The 21,515-nt window shown below is 67.8% G+C and carries 16 protein-coding genes; 5 read left to right on the forward strand and 11 right to left on the reverse strand.

Features of this window, described 5'->3' with window-relative positions; all coding sequences use genetic code 11:
• Nucleotides 1-11: 11 nt before the first annotated feature.
• From HFL01S_RS04345 to HFL01S_RS04370, 6 genes are all read right to left on the reverse strand, one after another.
• Complete coding sequence (locus HFL01S_RS04345) at nt 12-494, reverse strand: DUF456 domain-containing protein (protein WP_066255188.1); 483 nt, start codon at nt 492-494, stop codon at nt 12-14.
• A 101-nt stretch (nt 495-595) separates the two neighbouring features.
• Entirely contained in the window at nt 596-1,213 is a 618-nt protein-coding gene (locus tag HFL01S_RS04350; protein ID WP_066255190.1) for a TorD/DmsD family molecular chaperone, read from the reverse strand.
• A 5-nt stretch (nt 1,214-1,218) separates the two neighbouring features.
• A complete protein-coding gene (locus HFL01S_RS04355; RefSeq protein ID WP_066255482.1) occupies nt 1,219-3,300 on the reverse strand; it encodes a 4Fe-4S binding protein in 2,082 nt (693 codons plus the stop codon).
• Nucleotides 3,260-3,898, reverse strand: a complete 639-nt coding sequence (locus HFL01S_RS04360) for a DUF3306 domain-containing protein (protein ID WP_066255192.1) — start codon at nt 3,896-3,898, stop codon at nt 3,260-3,262. Before HFL01S_RS04360 ends, HFL01S_RS04355 begins: the two co-directional genes overlap by 41 nt.
• Nucleotides 3,895-4,695, reverse strand: coding sequence for a gamma-glutamyl-gamma-aminobutyrate hydrolase family protein (locus HFL01S_RS04365; RefSeq protein ID WP_066255198.1), 801 nt, complete (start codon nt 4,693-4,695; stop codon nt 3,895-3,897). The genes HFL01S_RS04360 and HFL01S_RS04365 overlap by 4 nt, the downstream gene beginning before the upstream one ends.
• Nucleotides 4,692-5,336, reverse strand: a complete 645-nt coding sequence (locus HFL01S_RS04370) for a DUF3305 domain-containing protein (RefSeq protein WP_066255200.1) — start codon at nt 5,334-5,336, stop codon at nt 4,692-4,694. The genes HFL01S_RS04365 and HFL01S_RS04370 overlap by 4 nt, the downstream gene beginning before the upstream one ends.
• A 140-nt stretch (nt 5,337-5,476) precedes the next feature.
• Between HFL01S_RS04370 and HFL01S_RS04375 the strand changes: the two genes are divergently transcribed.
• Nucleotides 5,477-7,903 (forward strand): DUF1631 family protein, encoded by a 2,427-nt coding sequence (locus HFL01S_RS04375; protein ID WP_084383083.1) that lies wholly within the window; start codon nt 5,477-5,479, stop codon nt 7,901-7,903.
• On the opposite strand, the gene boxA is transcribed toward HFL01S_RS04375, so the two are convergent.
• The 4 genes from boxA to HFL01S_RS04395 all read right to left on the reverse strand — a co-directional run bounded on the left by boxA (nt 7,897) and on the right by HFL01S_RS04395 (nt 13,593).
• On the reverse strand, nt 7,897-9,186 hold the full coding sequence (gene boxA, locus HFL01S_RS04380; protein WP_066255206.1) for a benzoyl-CoA 2,3-epoxidase subunit BoxA: 1,290 nt from the start codon (nt 9,184-9,186) through the stop codon (nt 7,897-7,899). The genes HFL01S_RS04375 and boxA overlap by 7 nt on opposite strands.
• Before the next feature lie 206 nt (nt 9,187-9,392).
• Nucleotides 9,393-10,820 carry a benzoyl-CoA 2,3-epoxidase subunit BoxB gene (gene boxB / locus HFL01S_RS04385; protein ID WP_066255209.1) on the reverse strand — a complete coding sequence of 476 codons (1,428 nt, stop codon included), beginning with the start codon at nt 10,818-10,820 and terminating at the stop codon, nt 9,393-9,395.
• Between the two features lie 38 nt (nt 10,821-10,858).
• On the reverse strand, nt 10,859-12,529 hold the full coding sequence (gene boxC, locus HFL01S_RS04390) for a 2,3-epoxybenzoyl-CoA dihydrolase (protein WP_066255211.1): 1,671 nt from the start codon (nt 12,527-12,529) through the stop codon (nt 10,859-10,861).
• Nucleotides 12,530-12,666: 137 nt separating this feature from the next.
• A complete protein-coding gene (locus tag HFL01S_RS04395; protein WP_066255215.1) occupies nt 12,667-13,593 on the reverse strand; it encodes a helix-turn-helix transcriptional regulator in 927 nt (308 codons plus the stop codon).
• A gap of 174 nt (nt 13,594-13,767) precedes the next feature.
• On the opposite strand from HFL01S_RS04395, the gene HFL01S_RS04400 reads away from it, so the two are divergent.
• From HFL01S_RS04400 to HFL01S_RS04410, 3 genes are all read left to right on the forward strand, one after another.
• Nucleotides 13,768-15,351, forward strand: coding sequence for a 3,4-dehydroadipyl-CoA semialdehyde dehydrogenase (locus HFL01S_RS04400; protein ID WP_066255216.1), 1,584 nt, complete (start codon nt 13,768-13,770; stop codon nt 15,349-15,351).
• A gap of 33 nt (nt 15,352-15,384) precedes the next feature.
• Nucleotides 15,385-16,965 carry a benzoate-CoA ligase family protein gene (locus tag HFL01S_RS04405; RefSeq protein WP_066255219.1) on the forward strand — a complete coding sequence of 527 codons (1,581 nt, stop codon included), beginning with the start codon at nt 15,385-15,387 and terminating at the stop codon, nt 16,963-16,965.
• A gap of 170 nt (nt 16,966-17,135) precedes the next feature.
• Nucleotides 17,136-18,224 carry an ABC transporter substrate-binding protein gene (locus HFL01S_RS04410; protein ID WP_245644730.1) on the forward strand — a complete coding sequence of 363 codons (1,089 nt, stop codon included), beginning with the start codon at nt 17,136-17,138 and terminating at the stop codon, nt 18,222-18,224.
• 37 nt (nt 18,225-18,261) lie between these two features.
• Here the strand turns inward: HFL01S_RS04410 and apbC are convergent, their stop codons facing one another.
• Nucleotides 18,262-19,353, reverse strand: coding sequence for an iron-sulfur cluster carrier protein ApbC (gene apbC, locus HFL01S_RS04415; RefSeq protein WP_066255225.1), 1,092 nt, complete (start codon nt 19,351-19,353; stop codon nt 18,262-18,264).
• Between the two features lie 114 nt (nt 19,354-19,467).
• On the opposite strand from apbC, the gene metG reads away from it, so the two are divergent.
• The gene (gene metG, locus HFL01S_RS04420) at nt 19,468-21,513 is read left to right on the forward strand and encodes a methionine--tRNA ligase (RefSeq protein ID WP_066255229.1); all 2,046 of its coding nucleotides are present in this window, start codon (nt 19,468-19,470) and stop codon (nt 21,511-21,513) included.
• Nucleotides 21,514-21,515 lie beyond the last annotated feature (2 nt).

Raw genomic sequence — 21,515 nt, forward strand, 5'->3', positions numbered from 1 at the left:
GGCGGCGCGCCTCAGATCAGCAGCGCCGCGACAAACAGACCCACCATGATGAACGCCAGCACCACCTTGGCCAGCAGGCCGAGCATGATGCCCAGCCAGGTGGCCACACCCACCCGGACCGCGCGGGTCTGGTCCTTCTGCGCCAGGTACTCGCCCAGCGCGGCGCCCACCAGGGGCATGAACAGCACGCCCACCACACCCATGAACAGCCCGACCACGGTGCCGATGGCCGCACCCAGCAGCGCCTGCCGGCTGGCGCCAGCCTTGCGGGCGCCGAGCAGCCCGGCCACGTAGTCCAGCACCCAGGCCAGCGCAGCCAGCACGGTGATCACTACCAGGGTGGCGGTGCCAACACGCTGGAAGTCGTCGATCCAGGCGCCCAGCACGATGCCGCCCCAGACCAGCACCGTTCCCGGCAGCACCGGCAACACCGTGCCTGCGAGGCCCGCCACGATGAGGGCGGAACACAGAATCCAGAGCAGTGTGATTTCCAAGACAGCCTTTCAGGACCGGAAACGGCCGATCACGCCATTCACATGGAGCCGCACCACCCAACTTCAAGCGTGCGGGGCACTGCCTGGCTGCAGGCCTGTCCTCAGGCCATCAGGTCGAACCCCTGCGCTTCCACGCTGACAAAGGCCGCCGTGAAGCCGGCCAGCGCGGCGTAGAACCGTGCCCTGGGGTGAGCGCTGATGGCCTCACACATGGCGGGCACCCAGGGCTGTACGTGGGCGCTGAAGAACTTCTGCTGCTGGGTGAGGTTGGCCACTTCCACGTCGTCACCGGCGATCAGGTAGCGCATGACTTCACACACGCAGGCGAAGTGGTCCTCGGTCTCGGGCATGGCCTCGTCGCGCGCCAGGCCCAGGGCGGCCAGGTCGCTGCGCAGCGCGGCCAGCGGCTTTTCGTTCAGGAAGCCGCTGAGGTAGAACGAACCGAACAGGTAGACCTCGGGCTTGCCGACGCCGCCGAACAGCGCGTCGTATTCGTTCGCCACCTGTTCGTCGCTGAGGTCGCGCACGGTGCCGACGAACTGGCGCCAGGGTTCTTCGAGGAAACCGCCGGCCGCGGGCGCTTCGGTCACGGCCACGCGCAGCTGGGCCAGCAGTTCGGAGCCGGGCGGCGCGTAGTACAGCGCGGCCAGCAGGCCGTACACCTCGGCGCGGGCGGTTTCTTCGTCGAGGGCGGAGGACACGGGGATCGGTTCGTTCATGGCGTTCACAGATCGGAGATGCGGGACTCGCCCGGGTTCGAATAGATGTCCACCACACGGCAGTCGCCGCACATCTTCAGGCGTTCCAGCGCTTCGCCCTGGAACATGGCGTGGCCGCTGAGCTTGGCGAGCATGACCTCGATGCCCTTGAGCGTGCCAAAGGGTTTGCTGCAGCGGATGCACTGGTAGGGCTGCGCTTCGTTGAGCACGCGCGGCTGGCGGCGTTCGTCGCTGAGCAGCAGGCGCGGCTGCAGGGTGATGGCGTTTTCAGGGCAGGTGGTGGCACACAGGCCGCACTGCACACAGTTCTTCTCGATGAAGCGCAGCTGGGGGCGCTCGGCGTTGTCCTGCAGGGCGCTGGCCGGGCAGGCGCTGACGCAGCTCAGGCACAGGGTGCAGGCGTCGCGGTTGATGTTGAGGCTGCCGAAAGGTGATGCTGCGGGCAGCGCAATGGCGGCTTCTTTCGTGCGGTTCGCGCGGCTGGCGCTGTCCTGCAGCAGGTGGTCCAGCGCGAGGTCCAGCGTGGCGCGCTTTTCGGGCTGCACCGCAAAGCTGGCCGCCTTGGTGACGCCTTGCGCCGGCGCCTCGCCCAGCTCGGCATCGAGCAGCGGCAGGTCGCGCGCGTCGCGCACCTCGATCAGCTTGAAGTGGCGGCCGCTGTAGCCCAGCGCCTGCACGATGGATTCGGCCACGGCCATCTGCTCGCGCAGGGCCTCGTGGTACTGCGGCGCTTCTTCGCCGGTCATCAGCACCCAGACCTGGCGCGCGCCGTAGGCAAACGCGGTGAGCCAGAGGTCGATGCCGGTGGAGGATGTATGCCACAGCGGCAGCGGGATGACGCGGGCGGGCACGCCGCGCACACTCTTGTCCAGCTGCGCCAAACGTCCGAGGTCGTTGACCAGGGCGGCGCCCGCTTCCTGGCTGTGCAGCAGCAGGGCCGCGTCCTGGCCACCGGCCTTGGCGTAGGTGGCCAGCAGGGTGCGCAGCTTCACGCCCTGCTCGCTGGCGCGCGGGTAGGCATAGCTCAGGGCGCCGGTGGGGCAGACGGTGGTGCAGGTGCCGCAGCCGACGCAGAGGTTGGGGTTGACGACGATCTGGTTGCGCTTGAGGTCGCTGCTGATGGCCGAGGCCGAGCAGACGTCCACGCAGGCGTTGCAGCCCACGCTCTGGTTGCGGCCGTGGGCGCAGACCTTCTGCTTGTAGGTGAAAAACCTCGGTTTCTCGAATTCACCGACCAGATCGCGCAGCTGGGTGACGGCGCGCACCTGGGCCAGGGCATCGGCCGTGGGCGGCAGGTGCACATAGCCCTGTGGCAACGCGTGCTGGGTGAAGCCGGGCGCGTCGCGCAGGTCGAGCACGAGGTCGAAGCTCTCTTCGCGTTCCTGCGTGTCGCGCTGGAAGTTGATAGCGCCGACCGCCTCGCACGCCTTGACGCAGGCGCGGTGCGATTTGCAGAGCGACAGGTCCACCTGGTAGTCGAGGCCGATGGCGCCTTCGGGGCAGGCGGCCACGCAGGCGTTGCAGCGGGTGCAGAGGTCCAGGTCGATCGGGTTGCTGGTGTTCACCGTCACGGCGAATGCACCCAGCCAGCCCTGCAGGCGGTGCAGCTGGCCGGCGAGCACCGGGTACAGGCGCGCCTGCTGCCCGCTGCCGCCAGTGGGCAGCAGGGTCACGTCCAGCGCGTCGCTGACCAGCGCGGCCATGGCCTCGGCGCGCTCCAGCGGGCCGATGATCAGCAGGCGGCCTTCGCTGTTGTAGGTGACGGTGGGCACGGGCTCGGCATCGGGCAGGCGCGCGGCGGCCAGCAGGGCCGCCATCTTCGGCGTGGCCTGCGGTGCCTCGCGGCCCCAGCCGCCGGTTTCGCGGATGTTGACGAAGCGGATCGGCCGCACGTCCAGGTCCACCGCGCCTTCGGTCTGGGTCGAGAGCTCACTGAACAGCCGGCTCTCCTGCGTGCAGGCCACTACCAGGTCGTCGCGGCTGCGGCAGGCCTTCTGGAAGGCGGGCGCCTCGCGCCGACACAGCGTGGTGTGCAGGCTCAGGTCTTCATCCAGAGCCCGGCCCAGGGCCTTCGGGTCCAGGGGCATGGTCTGGTTGCAGTTGCAGATCAGCGTGGTCATCGTGGGTCTCTTGTGGGGCTGCCGCGTCTGGCGCGCGGGTGTCTTGGGGGGCCGGCAAGGGCTCGGCGCTGGCGCTGGGCGTCGCTTCGCTGGCGGCGCTCTCGGCCTTTTTGGCTTGCTGCTCTTCGGGGTCGTCGACCAGTTTCAGGAACTGGGCGCTGACCATCTGGGCCATCATCGCGGCGGGGATGGGTTCGGTCTTGGTGTAGTCGTCGATGTAGATGTCCAGCCCGTCCATCACGTTGAAGTGCGGATCGGCGAACAGTTTCTTGACGGCGGCGTTGCGCACTTCGGGCGGTACGTCCTTGGCCACGAAGCGGCGGAAATCGGAGGCCGGCGTGAGGTGCTGCGTGTCTTCCAGCGTGGGCGCCGGCGGGGCTTCCGCGGCCTCGGGCGCGGGTGCAGCGGCCACCTCTTCGGGCGGCACAAGCGGGGCTGCGGCCGCAGCAGACGGCACAGAGGGCGCCACCGGCGCGGCGGGCTCGGGCAACGGCTCGCCCGTGCGGGCCTGCGCCTTGCGGCGCGACCAGCGCGAGAGGAATCCGTCGTCGCCGGCGGTGCTCATGCGGAATTGCGGTGGCGGTCCGCCCGTTCGCGCGTGGCCTGCAGGAAAGCTTCCATCAGCGGACCGCTGTCGATCAGGCCCTGGCGGGCCTCGGTGGGCAGCAGGTGGAACTCGGGGTGCCATTGCAGGCCGAGCACGAAGCCCGGCCCGGTGGCGCGGATGGCCTCGATCACACCGTCCTGCGGGCACCGGGCCTCAACGACCAGCCCATCGCCCAGGCGGTCCACACACTGGTGGTGGATGCTGGTGACCCGGTGCACCGCAGAGCCGTACAGCCGGTCGAGCAGCAGGCCCGGTTCAAAACGCACCTCGTGCTGCAGCCGGTCGTAGTGAGCCAGGTCCTGGTGCAGCACCGGACTGCGGCGTTGCGAAGGAATGTCCTGCAGCAGCGTGCCACCGTGGTACACGTTGATCAGCTGCGCGCCGCGGCAGATGCCCAGCACCGGCTTGCGCGCCTCGATGAAGCCGCGCAGCAGGGCCAGCTCGTAGCGGTCGCGCACCGGGTCGCCCGCCCATTCGGGCTGTAGCAGCGTGCCACCGTAGGTTTCGGGGCAGACATCGACACCACCCTGCAGCACCAGACCGTCGAGCAGGTCCACCACCTCGCTCGCAGGCACGCGGTTGACCAGGTGGGGGCTGTTTTCATCCACGAACGGCACCATGAGCGCGATCGCGCCGTGGGCCATCACCCAGTGCGCCATGGAGCTCTCAAGGAACTGCAGGCGCTTCTGCGGCAGGCCGAGCCCCGGCGGGGGTTCGTGCAGCAGCCGCGCACTGATGCCGATGCGAAGCATCATCTGGATCCTCCCCCGCTGTGGCGCGGGCCCACTTTGTCGGTGCTCACGCGGGCCGGCTGGCCGAACCGGTCGGTCAGCGGCTGGAAGCTGTCGGGCCGCTTGCGGCGCTTGGGCTCGATGTGGTGGTGCTCGGCCACAAAGGCCTGCAGCCACTCGACCACCTCGGGCGAGGCGGGCACCTGGTCCACCTTTTCCTGCGCATCGAGCCAGCGGCCGGCGTCGTGGTAGCTGAGCGTGGCAATCTGCGGCACGGCCATGGACTCGCCATCAATCAGCCGTTCCTCGTCGGCGCGCCAGAACACCCAGAAACACGGCGACGGGCTGTTGAGATTCAGAAAGTAGCCTTCAGCGTCGTCGCGGTACAGGGTGGCGCGCAGGCCGGTGAACAGCCAGTAGCGCGCGCCCTCCACCACCACCGCACCCGGCAGCGGCTGGACCTCGCGCGGTGCACCGGCCACCGGTTCGGGGGCACCCACGGGTACCTCGCCGGGGGCCCCGGCCGCCATCACGTCGGCCAGCACCCAGCGCCAGGGCTGCCACCGCGCCATCGGTCCCATGACGGGCTCGCGCCGCATCACCACGTCCACCGGCAGACAGGGGCGCCCGGACGGCGACGGAGAAACTTGTGCTTCGGCATTCATAGGACAACGGACTGTACGCCAAGGCGATGGACGGCTGTATCTGCAGGGTGAATGACCAGCTCGTCCTGTACGGAGGACCTGCCTCGGTGTAATCTGCGTGAGTTTTCGCACAACAAAACCCCATATGTCTCCGCCTTGCCATGTCTTCAGCCCCGTCGTTGCTCGATCAGTGCTTTGACCGGGTGCTCAGGGAGGCGCCAGCCCTGCTGGGCCGCTGCCTGAACGTGACGGTGGCGGCGCTGCAGGACGCGGAAAACCAGAGCCGCGAGGTGGCGCAGCGGACCCTACTGGCACGCGCCTGGTTCAGCCTGGAACGCCAGCGCAACCAGCTGACCGCCCAGTTCCCGCTGCGCCTGCAGCAGGCCTTCCAGCGTGGTGACCACGACGGGCCCACCTCGTCTCTGGGGCGCATGTCCGACTCGTCCCTGCTGGCGTTGGTGGATGACAACTCGATCAACGAGTCGCTGGAGGCGGCCCGCATGCTGCAGGCGCTGCTGCCGGTGGTCGAACAGTCGCTGTCGATGGTGGATGCCCGCATGAGCTCGCTCATCGGGCTTGACACCGTGCACGCCGAGAAGAACCCGCTGCGACCCTCTGTGTTCGTGCGCACACTGCGCGACCTGATGGCCGAGCGCGAGACCGACCCGCAGTTGCGCAGCCTGTGGATGCAGAAGGTGGTCGCCCCGCTCGCCAAGGAGCTGAGCCAGCTCTATGGCCAGGTGGCCCTGATGCTGCAGCAGGCGCGCGTGCAGGAGGCGGGCTACCGCATCCGCCTGGTGGCCGACGGCGCGCCCCAGACGGCGCCCCACCTGTCCACGCGCGGCTGGCTGGAAGAAGGCACGCCCTCCGAGCGGGCCGGGCTGGGCCTTGCCCGGGAGGGGCAGGATGCCCCCGCACCGCCGATGTCGCTGCGCATGAAGGACCTGGCGCGCACCCAGACACCGCTGCAGCACGAGGTGCTGCAGGCCTTCATGGCGGGTGAGCAGGCGGTGTTCGACCACCCGCTGGACAACGCGTATTTCGAGCAGGTGCGCCAGGAACTGCACCACGTCGATCTGCTGGCCCGGCTGCCCCAGCCCGCGCCCGAGGAGCTGGAGCAGGAGCGCACGCGATACCGCGACCTGCCCGTGGTGGAGCGCCCGGCGCGGCCGGTCGATGTGGCGTCGCCGCTGGATGCGGAGCAGTGGGGCGACTACGCCGCGCCGCACGAACGCACCCGCGTCCTGCTGGAACTCAAGCACCAGGCCGACAAGGTGTCACAGGCGGTCGGTCTGGACGTGGTGCGCAAGCTGGTCAACCAGGTCTCGGGCGATCCGCTGCTGCTGGCGCCGGTGCGCGAGGCGGTAGTGGCCCTGGAGCCGGCGCTGCTGCGCCTGGCCATGGCCGAGCCGCGCTATTTCAGCCGCAACGACCACCCGGCGCGCCTGTGGATCGAGGCGGTGGCCCAGCGCAGCTTCCGCTACAACGACGAGTTCTCGCCCGGCTTCGAGGCCTTCTTCGAACCGGTGCGCGAGCAGGTCCGTTCGCTCAACGACAGCGGGTCGGTCGACGCCGAGCCCTTCGCCTCCGCCCTGGACGAGCTCAAGGCGCAGTGGGCGAGCGACGACGAGGCCCAGGAGCAGCGCCGGCAGCGGCAGTTGCAGGCGCTGAACTTCGCCGAGCGGCGCCAGGAGCTGGCGGACCAGATCGCCTGGGAAATCAGCCACCGGCCCGACCTCTACGACGCGCCCGCCATCGTGCTCGACTTCCTGTACGGCTCGTGGTCGTTGGTCATCGCCTCGGCCGAGCTGCAGCACCCAGGCAAGGGGCCGGACCCGTTTGGTTACCGAAAGGTCATCGGCCACCTGCTGTGGAGCACGCGCAGCCAAGTGACCCTGCGCCAGCCCAGCCAGCTGTTCCAGATCGTGCCCGGCATGCTGATGACCCTGCGCCAGGGGCTGGAGAGCCTGGGCCAGTCACCCGACGAAACCCGGACCTTCTTTGACGCGCTGCTCAAGCTGCACGAACCCGTGCTGCGCCTGCGGCGCGCCCGCGCCCGGGTGGACGGCCACACCACGGCGCTCACGCCCGAGGCAAGCGATTCGGAACAGCAGGCGCTGGCCACCCTGCTGGCACCTGCCTCACCCGAGCAGCAGAAACCCACCCCGCGCGATCAGCCCTGGATCGGCGCGCGCGAACTGGCCAGCGCCGGTTTCAGTGAGACCATGCCGCTCACCAGCAGCGAAGCTTCTGAGGGGGCGGAGGTGGTCGAAGCGTTCGAAGAAGCCGCTGGCGCCACCGACGCGGAAGCGAACGCGGACGCGGTGGAACCGGCTCTGATGCTCGCGCGCATGACGACCGGCACCTGGGTGGACCTGTACTCCGGCGGCGAATGGCTGCGTGCGCAGCTGGTCTGGAGCAGCCAGAAAGCCAGCCTGTTCATGTTCACCAGCCTGGGCGGTCGCACCCACACCATGACGCGCCGCAGCTGCGAGAAGCTGATGGGCAAGCGCTGGCTGCGCTTGGTCGAAACCCGGCCGGTGATGGCGCGGGCGCTGGACCAGGTCGTGACCGCCGAGGCTCAGTAGGTTTCCAGGTGCAGGCGGCCTTCGCGCTTGAGCGCGGTGCCGACCTCGTCCCAGTTCAAGCCGGCCCCGGTGGCGATGTCGCGCAGCGCCAGCACCACGCCCTCTTCCATCGCCTTGAGGCCGCAGACATAGAAGCAGGCGTTCGGGTCCTGCAGCAGCTGCGCCAGGTCGGCGGCGCGCTCGCGCATCGCGTCCTGCACATAGCGCTTGGGCTGGCCCGGCGTGCGGCTGAACGCGAAGTTGCTGTCGATGAAGTCTTTGGGCAGGCTCTGCAGCGGGCCGAAGTACGGCAGCTCTTCCTGCGTGCGGGCGCCGAAGAACAGCATCAGCTTGCCGCCCTCGAACTTGCCGCTGGCGCGCAGCCGGCGGCGCCACTCGGTCATAGCGCGCATGGGGGCCGATCCGGTGCCGGTGCAGATCATGACGATGCTGGACTTCGGGTGGTTGGGCATCAGGAAGCTGGTGCCGAACGGTCCGATCACCTGCACCGTGTCGCCCACCTGCAGGTCGCACATGTAGTTGCTGGCCACCCCGCGCACCGGCTGGCCCGAATGGTCTTCGAGCACGCGCTTGATGGTCAGCGACAGGTTGTTGTGTCCGGGCCGCTCGCCGTTGCGCGGGCTGGCGATGCTGTACTGGCGCGCGTGGTGCGGCTTGCCCTGCGCATCGGCGCCGGGCGGCACGATGCCGATGCTCTGGCCTTCGAGCACCGGGAAGGGCATGGGGCCGAAGTCCAGCACGATGTGGTGGGTGTCGTAGTCCTTGCCGACCGCGGTGACGCGCAGGTTGCCGACCACGGTGGCGGTCACGGTCTTCTGTGCAGCCTTGGGGCCATAGAGGTTGGTGTAGGCGTGGGCGGCGCTCCACGGCGGGATGGTGGCGCCGTACTGGGCGGAGTTGAAAGCGGTCTGGCCGCTGGGGTCGGGAACGGGGGCCAGCTCGGGCTCGGCGACTGCGGCGGCCACAGGTTCACCGGCGTCGGCGGCCGCGGCGGCCAGGTCCGCGGCCGGGATCTCGGCGGGCAGCTCGTCCCAGCCGAGCTGCTCCTCAAGCGAGTAAGCCTTGGCACGCACCACGCGGCGGTAGTTGTCGATGGAGCCGGTGGGGCACGGCGAGATGCAGTCGTTGCACCAGTTGCACTTGCTGACGTCGACGACGTAGTTGCGCGAGTCGTGGGTGATGGCGCCGACCGGGCAGATCGATTCGCAGGTGTTGCAGCGGATGCAGATCTCGGGGTCGATCAGGTGCTGCTTGATGACGGCGGCTTCCAGGGGGGCGTTCATCTTGGGTCTCCGTTGCTGTGCTCTTGTGGTGCTCTATTGTGTTGCTGGTGTTGACTTCGTGGTGGCACCGCGTGAACCCGGGTGGCTGACTCCCTTCGTGTCCCCCGCCGGCCTGCGGCCGGCTCCTCCTTTACCTCACTGCGCCAGCCACCCGGGCTTACGCTCGCGGGCTCGCGTGCGTGAAAGCCCAGGCAGATTCTGGCCGCTCAGTTGAAGCGGACGTACTCGAAGTCCACCGGCTGGCGGTTGATACCCATGACCGGGGGCGCGATCCAGTTGGCGAACTTGCCCGGCTCGACGACGCGGCCCATCAGCGAGCCGACGTAGGCGCGGTCGGTGTCGGACGGCAGCCACTCTTCCACGCGCTGGTTCCACTCGTGGTCGGTCACCACGCGGCCGTCGGGGCTGACCTTGATGCCAGCCAGGCTGCCGATGTTGCGGTGGAAGGCCTTGTGCGGCACCTTCAGGCGGAAGTCGATGCCGGCCTTTTCAATGATGCGGTTCCAACGCTCCACGCCGCCCACCGAGTCCTTGATGTAGTCGTCGCGCAGCACTTCGTTGAGCGCGTTGAGCATGGGCACTTCTTTCTCCAGCAGCTTGCCCTCTTCCACCGACAGGATCTTGTAGGTGTTGCCCTTGAGCACGTGGTCGTCGGTGCGTTTGCCTTCTTCGTAGCGGCCCTTGAGGCCCGAGCTGTAGAAGGTGGCGGCATTGGACGACTGGTCGGCGCCGAACAGGTCGATGGTCACCGAGAAGTGGAAGTTGATGTAGCGCTGGATCGTCGGCAGGTCGATCACGCCGGCGGCGCGCAGCTTGCCCACGTCGTCGGTCTTGAGCTCGTTCATCGCGTTGACGGTGCGCTGGATCACACGGCCCACGCCCGACTCGCCCACGAACATGTGGTGCGCCTCTTCGGTCAGCATGAACTTGGTGGTGCGGGCCAGCGGGTCGAAGCTGCTCTCGGCCAGGGCGCAGAGCTGGAACTTGCCGTCGCGGTCGGTGAAGTAGGTGAACATGAAGAAGCTCAGCCAGTCGGGCGTCTTCTCGTTGAAGGCCTGCAGGATGCGCGGGTTGTCGGCGTTGCCGCTGTTGCGCTCGAGCAGGGCTTCGGCCTCTTCGCGGCCGTCCTTGCCGAAGTACTTGTGCAGCAGGTAGACCATGGCCCAGAGGTGGCGGCCTTCTTCCACGTTGACCTGGAACAGGTTGCGCAGGTCGTACTGGCTGGGCGCTGTCAGTCCCAGGTGGCGTTGCTGCTCGACGGACGCCGGTTCGGTGTCGCCCTGCGTGACGATGATGCGGCGCAGGTTGGCGCGGTGTTCGCCGGGCACGTCCTGCCAGGCGGCTTCGCCCATGTGGTCACCGAAGTGGATCTTGCGGTCCTGCTCGGCGGGATTCAGGAAGATGCCCCAGCGGTAGTCGGGCATCTTCACGTGGCCGAACTGGGCCCAGCCCTGCGGATCGACGCTCACGGCGGTGCGCAGGTACACATCGAAGTTCTGCGAGCCATCCGGCCCCATGTCCTGCCACCACTGCAGGTAGTTGGGCTGCCAGTGTTCCAGCGCGCGCTGCAGCGTGCGGTCTTCGCTGAGGTTGACGTTGTTGGGGATCTTCTCGCTGTAGTTGATACCGGACATGCTGGTCTCCTGCGGGTGGGGTGGATCGGTGGTGGGGCTTAGACGCGGTTGAAATCGAACTGGGCCTTGTCGCCCTTGCCATAGACCTTGAGCGCACCCTTTTCGCCGACGGCGTTGGGGCGCTGGAAGATCCAGTTCTGCCAGGCGGTCAGGCGGCCGAAGATGCGGGTGAACATGTTTTCCTTCTGCGCGAAACGCAGGTTGGCTTCGAGGCCGGTCAGGGCGTCGGGCGACATGGCGGCGCGCTCTTCCAGCGCCAGGCGGATCTCGTCGGCCCAGTCGATGTCGTCGGGCGCGGCGGTCACCAGGCCCAGCTTCAAGGCGGCGTCCCCGTCGAGTGCCTGACCGATGGCGCCACGCGCGGCTTCCATCGGGGCGGTTTCTTCATAGAAGCGGCGCTGCAGGCGGCTCTGGTCGTTGACCATCGGCAGGTAGCCGAAGTTCATCTCGCCCAGGGTCAGCACCGGCTGCTTCTGGGGCTCGTCGGGCAGCACCAGCATGTAGGCGCGGTCGGCGCAGAAGGCCAGCTCGGCCAGCGTGCCGGCGAAGCACGAGCCCGGCTCCAGCAGGGCGAACAGGCTGCGCGAGGACACATCCAGGCGGGCGAAGGTGCGGCGCAGGTGGCCGATGGTCTCGTTGACGAACCAGTGGTCCTTGTTCGCCAGCATCAGCGCGTCGTTGGCCAGCACCGCGGCGCTGTCGCCCTCGGTCTTGAGCAGCCAGGTGCCGATGTCCAGCTCGTTGGTGCGCATGTGCAGGATGGCGTCGTCCAGTTCGCGCACCATCTGCAGGGCGTACCAGTTGGCGCCCAGGGCCTCGATGCCGGCGATGTCGGTCGGCTGCGCACCCTGCGGGGCCTTGACGGTGAAGGTGGCGGTGCGCTTGGCGCGGTCGATCTCGACCGTGACGTTCGTGTAGGTCAGGCGGTCGCCGTCGATGCTGCGGTTCAGCGGGGTCAGAGCCACAGGCTTGGCACCGGCCGCACCGCGGTGGCTGCCTGCGGCCAGCTTCTCGGCGCGTTCGCGCACGGCCTGCTGGAACACGGCGGGCTTGGCGATGGCGTCCACCAGGCGCCAGTCCACGGCCTTCTGGCCGCGCACGCCTTCCACGCTGGTGCAGAAGATGTCGGCCAGGTCGTGGCGCACATGGCGCTTGTCGGTCACGCGGGTCAGGCCGCCGGTGCCGGGCAGCACGCCCAGCAGCGGCACCTCGGGCAGGCTGACCGAGCTGCTGCGGTCGTCCACCAGCACGATCTCGTCGCAGGCCAGGGCCAGTTCGTAGCCGCCGCCAGCGCAGGCGCCGTTGAGCGCGGCGACGAACTTCAGGCCACTGTGCTGGCTGCTGTCTTCAATGCCGTTGCGGGTTTCGTTGGTGAACTTGCAGAAGTTGACCTTCCAGCCGTGGGTGGAAAGGCCGAGCATGAAGATGTTGGCGCCGGAACAGAACACGCGGTCCTTCAGGCTGGTGACCACCACCGACTTGACTTCGGGGTGCTCGAAGCGGATGCGCTGCAGCGCGTCGTGCAGCTCGATGTCCACGCCCAGGTCGTAGCTGTTGAGCTTGAGCTTGTAGCCAGGGCGCAGGCCGGCGTCTTCGTTGATGGCCAGCGACAGCGTGGCGATGGCGCCGTCGAACGACAGGCGGATGTGCTGGTAACGGGACGGGTCGGTCTGGTAGTCGACGCGGGGGGCGCTGGCGGTGGCGGTCATGGTGGTCTCCTGGGTTCTGGGCGGTGGCCGGTCGGGATGCACTGGACATCCGATGGATGTGAATAATAGTGCATGCATCGCAGCGCAGTCAAATGCAGTTTAATGCATGTCGCTCCGTGTTTACCCGAATGCCCGGGTCAGGCGGGCAGCTTGAGCAGCTGGCGCACCTCGCGCCGCAGCTTCGCAAAGCTTTCTTCCAGCGGCTGGGCGCTGGTGTTGAAGGCCAGGTCGGCCTTGGAATAGAACGCCGCGCGCCCTTCCAGAATGCGCTTGAGGTCTTCCATGGCCTCGCGGCTGGCGGCCATGGGCCGCATGTCGCCCTGCGCCGCCACCCGGCCCATGTGGTCGGACGGGTCCGCCTGCAGCCAGACGGTGGTGCAGTGCTGCAGCAGCAGGTTGAAGTTGGCCGAGTCGGCCACCAGGCCACCGGGCGTGGCGATCACCACCTCGGGGTAGATCTGGATCGCTTCTTCCAGCGCGCGGCGCTCGTAGCGGCGGTAGGCGTTGGCGCCGTAGAGGTTGTGGATCTCGCTGATGCTGCAGCCAGCGAACTGCTCGATCTCGCGGCTCAGCTCGATGAACGGAAAACCCAGGTCGTCGGCCAGGCGCTGGCCCAGCGTGGACTTGCCCGCGCCGCGCAGGCCGATCAGCGCCACACGCGCCAGCCGACCCTGCGTGTCGACCCCGCCGCTGGCGCCCAGCAGCTCCACCAGCTGCAGCCGCGCGCGGCGCAGGTCGGCCTCGTTGCGGCCCTGCAGCAGCTCGCGGATCAGCAGCCATTCGGGTGAGGAGGTGCTCACATCACCGATCAGCTCGGCCAGCGAGCAGTGCAGCGCCTGCGCCACCTGCAGCAGCACCAGGATGGAGGCGTTGCCCGTGCCGTACTCCAGGTTGGCCAGGTGCCGCTCGGACACGTCGGCCGCAATCGCCACCGCCTTGCGCGTCATGCCCTTGCGCGAGCGCAGATTGCGCACCCGCTCGCCCAGCGCCACCAGAAAGGGGTGGCGCTCTTCCTCGTCGGAGGGCGCGGCGGCGGGTGGGGCAAGGGTCTCGGTGCTGGTCATGGCGCGGGCGCCTTTCGTCTGTTGGCGGGGGCGGCTGCGGGTAAACCCCAGCCAGCGGCGCCCCCACAAACATGCACTTTACTGCATACTGCACCGGACGCAAGATAGTGCAGTTATACCGTCAAACCCCCGCCGCGACCACGGCAAAAACGCAAAGCGCTGCAGCTTCCGACCATGACCACACCCGACCCCCCCCTGCTTCCGAACTACTTTGCCGGCCGTTGGCAGACCGGCCACGGCCACGGCACCACCCTGCGCGATGCGGTGACCGGCGAGGCCCTGGTCCGCGTCGACAACACCGGCCTGAACCTGCACGAAGGCTTTGCCTTCGCCCGCGAACACGGTGGCGCCGCGCTGCGCGCCATGAGCTACGGCCAGCGCGCCGCGATGCTGGGCGAGGTGGTCAAGGTGCTGCAGGCCAATCGCGACGCCTACTACGACATCGCCACCCGCAACTCCGGCACCACCACCAAGGACTCGGCGGTCGACATCGACGGCGGCATCTTCACCCTGGGCTACTACGCCAAGCAGGGCGAGGCCCTGGGCGAGGCCAAGTGCCTGCTCGACGGCGAGCGCATCCGCATGGGCAAGGACCCGGTGTTCCAGACCCAGCACGTGCTGAACCCCACGCGCGGCGTGGCGCTGTTCATCAACGCCTTCAACTTCCCGAGCTGGGGCCTGTGGGAAAAGGCCGCGCCGGCCCTGCTCTCGGGCGTGCCGGTGATCGTCAAGCCCGCCACGGCCACCGCCTGGCTGACCCAGCGCATGGTGGAGGACGTGGTCAAGGCCGGCGTGCTGCCCGAGGGCGCGCTGTCGGTGGTCTGCGGCTCCTCGGTCCACCTGATGGACCAGCTGCAGCCCTTCGACGTGGTCAGCTTCACCGGCTCGGCCGAGACGGCGCGCATCATCCGCAGCCACCCGGCCGTGGCCCAGCGCTCGGTGCGCTGCAACATCGAGGCCGACAGCCTCAACAGCGCCCTGCTCGACCCGTCCGCCACGGCCGAAAGCGAGGCCTTCAAGCTGATGGTCAGCGAGGTGGTGCGCGAGATGACGGTCAAGAGCGGCCAGAAGTGCACCGCGATCCGCCGCATCTTCGTGCCGCTGGAACTCTTCGACGACGCGGCCGAAGCCATTTCCGCCAAGCTGGCCAAGGTCACCGTCGGCAACCCGCGCGACGAAAGCGTGCGCATGGGCGCGCTGGTGAGCCAGGAACAGAAGCGCAGCGTGCTGCACGGCATCGAGGCGCTGTGCCACGAGGCCCTGGTGCTGTTCGATGGCAGCGAGGTGCCCCTGGTCGACGCCGACCCCGAGGTCTCGGCCTGCGTCGCGCCCACCCTGCTGGGCCACCGCGACCCGGGCCAGGCCAAGGTGCTGCACGAGGTCGAGGTGTTCGGCCCGGTCGCCACCCTGATGGCCTACGAGGACGAAGACGAGGCCTGGGACCTGGTCCGCCGCGGTGAGGGCTCGCTGGTGGCCTCCATCTACAGCGAAGACCCGGCCTTCATCGCCCGCGCCGCCGCCGAACTGGCCGACAGCCACGGCCGCGTGCACGCCATCAGCCCCGACGTGGCCGCCAGCCAGACCGGTCACGGCAACGTGATGCCCATGAGCCTGCACGGCGGCCCGGGCCGCGCGGGCGGCGGCGAAGAGCTGGGCGGCCTGCGCGCACTGGGCTTCTACCACCGCCGCACGGCCGTACAGGCCAGCAGCGCGGCGCTCGACGCCCTGGCCGCCACCGCGACCACCCTCAAATACTGAAGTCCGCCAGAGACGCACGACAGGAGACAAGCCATGAGCCAGAAAGACACCGCGCCGCCGCCCGAGCGTTTCAACTTTGCCCGCCACCTGATCGAGACCAACGCCAGCCGCGCGGACAAGACGGCGCTGATCGACGACGCCGGCCAGCTGACGTACGGCCAGCTGGCCGACCAGGTGCAGCGCTGTTCGGCCGCGCTGACCGCCCTGGGTCTGCGCCGCGAGGACCGCGTGCTGCTGCTGATGCACGACTGCAGCGACTGGGTGGTGAGCTTTCTGGGTGCGCTGCACGCGGGCGTGGTGCCGGTCTGCGTGAACACCCTGCTGACCGCCAAGGACTACGCCTACATGCTGGCCGACAGCCGCGCCCAGGCGGTACTGGTGTCGGGCCTGCTGCTGCCCACGCTGCAGACCGCGATGGACGGCCAGCCGAACGAGGCGAAGCAGCTGATCGTCTCGCGCAGCAAGGAGCCGCTGCCTGAGGGTGCACACGACTGGGCGGCTCTGGTCGCCGCCGCCACACCGGGCACCGGCGCCGACACCCACGGCGACGAACCCGCGTTCTGGCTTTACTCCAGCGGCTCCACCGGCGCGCCCAAGGGCACGGTGCACACCCAGGCCAACCTCTACTGGACGGCAGAGCTCTACGGCAAGGGCGTGCTGCGCCTGCAGGAGAGCGATGTGGTGTTCTCGGCCGCCAAGCTGTTCTTCGCCTACGGCCTGGGCAACGCGCTGTCGTTCCCGCTGTCGGTCGGTGCCAGCGTGGTGCTGATGGCCGAACGGCCAACGCCACAGGCCTGCTTCAGGCGCATGACCGAGCACCAGCCCACGGTGTTCTATGGCGCGCCCACCGGCTACGGCGGCATGCTGGCCGCGCCCGACCTGCCGCCGAAGAGCGCGGTGTCGCTGCGCCTGTGCTCTTCGGCCGGCGAAGCACTGCCGCGCGACATCGGCGAGCGCTGGACAGCGCACTTCGGCTGCGAAATCATCGACGGCATCGGCAGCACCGAGATGCTGCACATCTTCCTCTCCAACCGCCCCGGCGACGTGCGCTACGGCACCACCGGCAAGGCGGTGCCCGGCTACGAGGTGCAACTGTGCGACGAGGACGGCAGCGTCATCACCAGCCACAACCAGATCGGCGACCTCTACATACAAGGGCCGAGCGCCGCGTTGATGTACTGGAACAACCGGGGCAAGTCGCGCGACACCTTCCAGGGCCCCTGGACCAAGAGCGGCGACAAGTACCTGCGAGACCCCGACGGCTACTACACCTACGCCGGTCGCAACGACGACATGCTCAAGGTCAGCGGCATCTACGTCAGCCCCTTCGAGGTGGAGGCCACGCTGGTGCAGCACAGCGCCGTGCTCGAAGCCGCGGTGATCGGCAAGAACGACGACGAGGGCCTGACCAAGACCAAGGCCTTCGTGGTGCTCAAGCCCGGCCAGCAGGCCACCGAGGCCGAGCTGCAGGCCTTCGTGAAAGAAAAGCTGGCACCGTACAAGTACCCGCGTTTCATCGAGTTCGTGAGCGAGCTGCCCAAGACCGCCACCGGCAAGATCCAGCGCTTCAAGCTGCGCGAACTGGAAAACCAGCGCCTGTTCGTGCACCGCTGAATCGCCGACCGAAACCGCCTGTCCGCCCAGAGACACCGGCCCCGGGTAAACCCGGGCGCCGCGCGCTTGATCTGATTTCAGTTCATAACGAAACTCGTCGGCTTCTGGAGACAAACACAGGGGTTCAGATGGTTCGCAAATGGCTGGGGGTGTGTGCGTGGATGCTGGCAATGGCCGCGCATGCAGGAGACGAGGGCGTCACACCCACCGAAATCAGGCTGGGCGCCTCACAGGTGCTCTCGGGCCCCCTCGGGCCACAGACTCTGCAATACGGCGAGGGTGCACGGCTGATGTTCGACTCGGTGAACGCCGCAGGCGGCGTGCACGGCCGCAAGATCAGCTTCACCACACTGGATGACGGCTTCGACCCGAAGCGCGCCGTCGAGAACACACGCAAGCTGGTCACGGAGCAGAAGGTGTTCATGCTGTTCAACAGCACGGGCACCGCGCAGACTGCCGCCGTGCTGCCCGTGCTCAAGGAGACCGGCACCATCCTCTTCGGACCGGTCACCGGCGCGTCGTCGATGCGCGAGGGTGTCAATCCGCACCTGTTCCACGTGCGCGCGGGCTACGCCAACGAAACCGAGCGCATCTTTTCCCAGCTCAAGCAGATCGGCGTGACCCGCGTGGCCTTCTTCTACCAGGACGACGGCCTGGGCAAGACGCTGCTGAGCGAGGTCAAGAAAGCCTCCGCCGCGCTGAACCTGCCGCTGGCGGCCGAGATCAAGGTAGACCCGGCGGCGCCGGACTTTGCCGCCGCCGCCACGGCCACCGCGCAGGCCAACCCGCAGGCCGTGATCGTGGGCACCGCGGGCCTGACCTTCCCCAACTACGTCAAGGCCGTCAGCGCCACGACGGCGCGCCCCACCTACTACGGCTATTCGGTTGCCAGCCTGGACGTGATCAACCGGGAGCTCAAGGACAAGGCCCGCGGCATCATCCTGGCGCAGATCATGCCGTCGCTGCGCAACACCACCATTCCGGTGGTGGCGGAGTACCTGAAGCTGCTCAAGGAGAAGAGCCCCGACGCCGCGCCGTCCGCGTCGCAGTTCGAAGGTTTCGTGCACGCGCGGCTGCTGGTGGAGGGCCTGCGGCGCACCGGCCGGGACCTGAGCACTGCGTCGTTCACGCGCACCCTGGAGAGCGCCGGTGAAATCGCGTTCGGCCGCTTCACCGCCAAGTACTCGTCCAAGTCCCACAACGGTTCGGACTATGTGGAACTGGCCATCATCGATGGCCAGGGACAGTTGCGGTATTGACTGAGCAAGGCGGCCGCCAGCGGGCCGCCTGCCGGACTCAGGTGTCCTTGGAGATCTTGATGGTCGGGAACTTGCTGGAGAAGTCCTTGGCCTTGGCCGCGATCTTGATCGCCACCTGGCGCGCCACCGTCTTGTAGATGCCGGCGATCTCCCCCTCGGGGTCGGCCACCACCGTGGGCCGGCCGCTGTCGGCCTGCACGCGGATGCTCATGTTCAGCGGCAGCTCGCCCAGGAAGTCCATGCCGTATTCGGCCGCCATCTTCTTGCCGCCTTCGGCGCCGAAGATGTGCTCGGTGTGGCCGCAGTTCGGGCAGCAGTAGACCGCCATGTTCTCGACGATGCCCAGGATGGGCACACCCACCTTCTCGAACATCTTGATGCCCTTGCGTGCGTCCAGCAGGGCGATGTCCTGCGGCGTGGTCACGATCACCGCGCCGGTCATGGGCACGCGCTGCGACAGCGTGAGCTGGATGTCGCCGGTGCCCGGCGGCATGTCGACGATCAGGTAGTCCAGATCCTTCCAGTTGGTCTGGCGCAGCAGCTGCTCCAGCGCCTGCGTGGCCATCGGGCCGCGCCAGATCATGGCCTCGTCCTTGTCCACCAGGAAACCGATGGAAATCACCTGCACGCCGTAGTTCTCCAGCGGCTCCATGGTCTGGCCATCCACACTTTCGGGGCGGCCTTCGAGGCCCATCATCATGGGCTGGCTGGGGCCGTAGATGTCGGCGTCCAGGATGCCGACCTTTGCGCCCTCGGCGGCCAGCGCCAGCGCCAGGTTGACGGTGGTGGTGCTCTTGCCCACGCCGCCCTTGCCGGAGGCCACGGCGATGATGTTCTTGACGTTGGGCAGCAGCTGCACGCCGCGCTGCACCGCATGCGGAATGATCTTGACCGTGAGGTTGACCGACACGTTCTCCACGCCCGGCACGCTCTTGGCGGCCTCGATCAGGCCGCGGCGCAGCGCCGGGATCTGGCTCTTGGCGGGATAGCCCAGCTCCACATCGAAGGACACGTCGCCGCCATCGGACTGCAGGTTCTTCAGGGCCTTGGTGGACACGAAGTCCTTGCCGGTGTTGGGATCGGTCACCGCCTGCAGGGCGGCAAGGAGCGCTTGGGTATCGACGGCCATGAAACGGGCTCTCCGGGGTACGGGGGTGGGGGGATGAAGAATCTCACCGAAGTCTAACGGCCCCGGCATGCCCCGCCTAAAATTGCGGGTTCCCCCGAATGAAAGCCTTCTGACATGAGCCAGCGCCGCCTGTTCGTCACCACCGCCCTGCCCTACGCCAACGGCCACTTCCACATCGGCCACATCATGGAATACATCCAGGCCGACATCTGGGTGCGGTTCCAGCGCATGCAGGGCCACGAGGTGCACTTCGTCTGCGCCGACGACGCGCACGGCGCGCCCATCATGATCGCGGCCGAGAAGGCCGGCAAGACGCCGCAGCAGTTCGTGGCCGACATCGCCACAGGACGGCAGCAGTACCTCAACGGCTTCCACATCGGCTTCGACAACTGGCACAGCACCGACGGCCCGGAGAACCACGAACTGGCACAGGACGTGTACCGCGCCCTCAAGGCCAATGACCTGATCGAGACCCGCACCATCGAGCAGTTCTTCGACCCCGAGAAGGCCATGTTCCTGCCCGACCGCTTCATCAAGGGCGAATGCCCCAAGTGCGGCGCCAAGGACCAGTACGGCGACAACTGCGAGGTCTGCGGCGCGGTCTATGCACCCACCGAGCTGAAGAACCCGTACTCGGCCCTGTCGGGTGCCACGCCGGTGCTCAAGCACTCGGACCACTTCTTCTTCAAGCTCTCCGACCCGCGCTGCCTGGACTTCCTCAAGGGCTGGACCACCAGCGGTGCCGTGCAGCCCGAGGTGCTCAACAAGATCACCGAGTGGATCGCCCCGGGCGAGGACGGCAAGCCCAAGATGGGCGACTGGGACATCAGCCGCGACGCGCCCTACTTCGGCATTCAGATCCCGGACGCGCCGGGCAAGTATTTCTATGTGTGGCTGGACGCCCCGATCGGCTACCTGGCCTCGCTGAAAAACTACTTCGGCAAGACGGGCCGCGACTTCGATGCCTTCATGGGCGACCCGTCCACCGAGCAGTACCACTTCATCGGCAAGGACATCATCACCTTCCACACGCTGTTCTGGCCGGCGATGCTGCACTTCAGCGGCCGCAAGGTGCCCAACGCGGTCTTCGTGCACGGCTTCCTGACCATCAACAACGGCGAGAAGATGAGCAAGAGCCGGGGGACCGGCCTGTCGCCGCTGAAGTACCTGGAACTGGGCATGAACCCCGAGTGGCTGCGCTACTACCTGGCGGCCAAGCTCTCGGGCAAGAACGAGGACGTGGACTTCAACGCCGAAGACTTCATGCTGCGGGTCAACAGCGACCTGGTCGGCAAGTTCGTCAACATCGTCTCGCGCTCGGCCGGCTTCATCACCAAGCGCTTCGGTGGCCAGCTATCGTCGGCCAGCGATGCGCAAAGCATTGAGCTGCTGGCGGCAATCCGAGGCGCTGCGACCGAGATCGCGGAGTTCTACGACACCCGTGAGTATGGGAAGGCAATGCGGGTCATCATGGCACTGGCCGACCGCGTCAACGCCTACGTGGACCAGCACAAGCCCTGGGACCTGGCCAAGGACGCCGCCAACGACGCGCGCCTGCAGCAGGTCTGCTCGGTGCTGGTCAATGCCTTCACCGTCCTGGCCCGCTACCTCGCGCCCGTTCTCCCCGAACTCGCCGGCAAGGTGCAGGCGCTCACCGGTGCCGACCTGAAGGACTGGCACAACGCCGCCGACGTCGCGGCCATCCAGCCCTACCAGCACCTGATGCAGCGCGTGGACGTCAAGCAACTGGACGCCCTGTTCGAACCGCCGCCGGTGCCCGAAGAACCCAAGACCGTGCCCGGCGGCGAAGAGATCGCGCCCACCATCTCCATCGACGACTTCGCCAAAGTCGACCTGCGCATCGCGCAGATCGTCAAGTGCGAGGCGGTGGAAGGCTCGACCAAGCTGCTGCGCCTGACGCTGGACGTGGGCGAAGGCCGGACGCGCAACGTCTTCAGCGGCATCGCCAGCATGTACAAGCCCGAGGACCTCGAAGGCAAGCTGACCGTGATGGTGGCCAACCTGGCACCGCGCAAGATGAAGTTCGGCGTCAGCGAAGGCATGGTGCTGGCCGCCAGCCACGCCGACGAGAAGGCACAGCCCGGCATCCACGTGCTGCAGCCCTGGCCGGGCGCCCAGCCAGGCATGCGCATCCACTGACC

It is taken from the genome of Hydrogenophaga flava NBRC 102514 (genome assembly GCF_001571145.1).
GTDB classification, from domain to species: Bacteria; Pseudomonadota; Gammaproteobacteria; order Burkholderiales; family Burkholderiaceae_C; genus Hydrogenophaga; species Hydrogenophaga flava.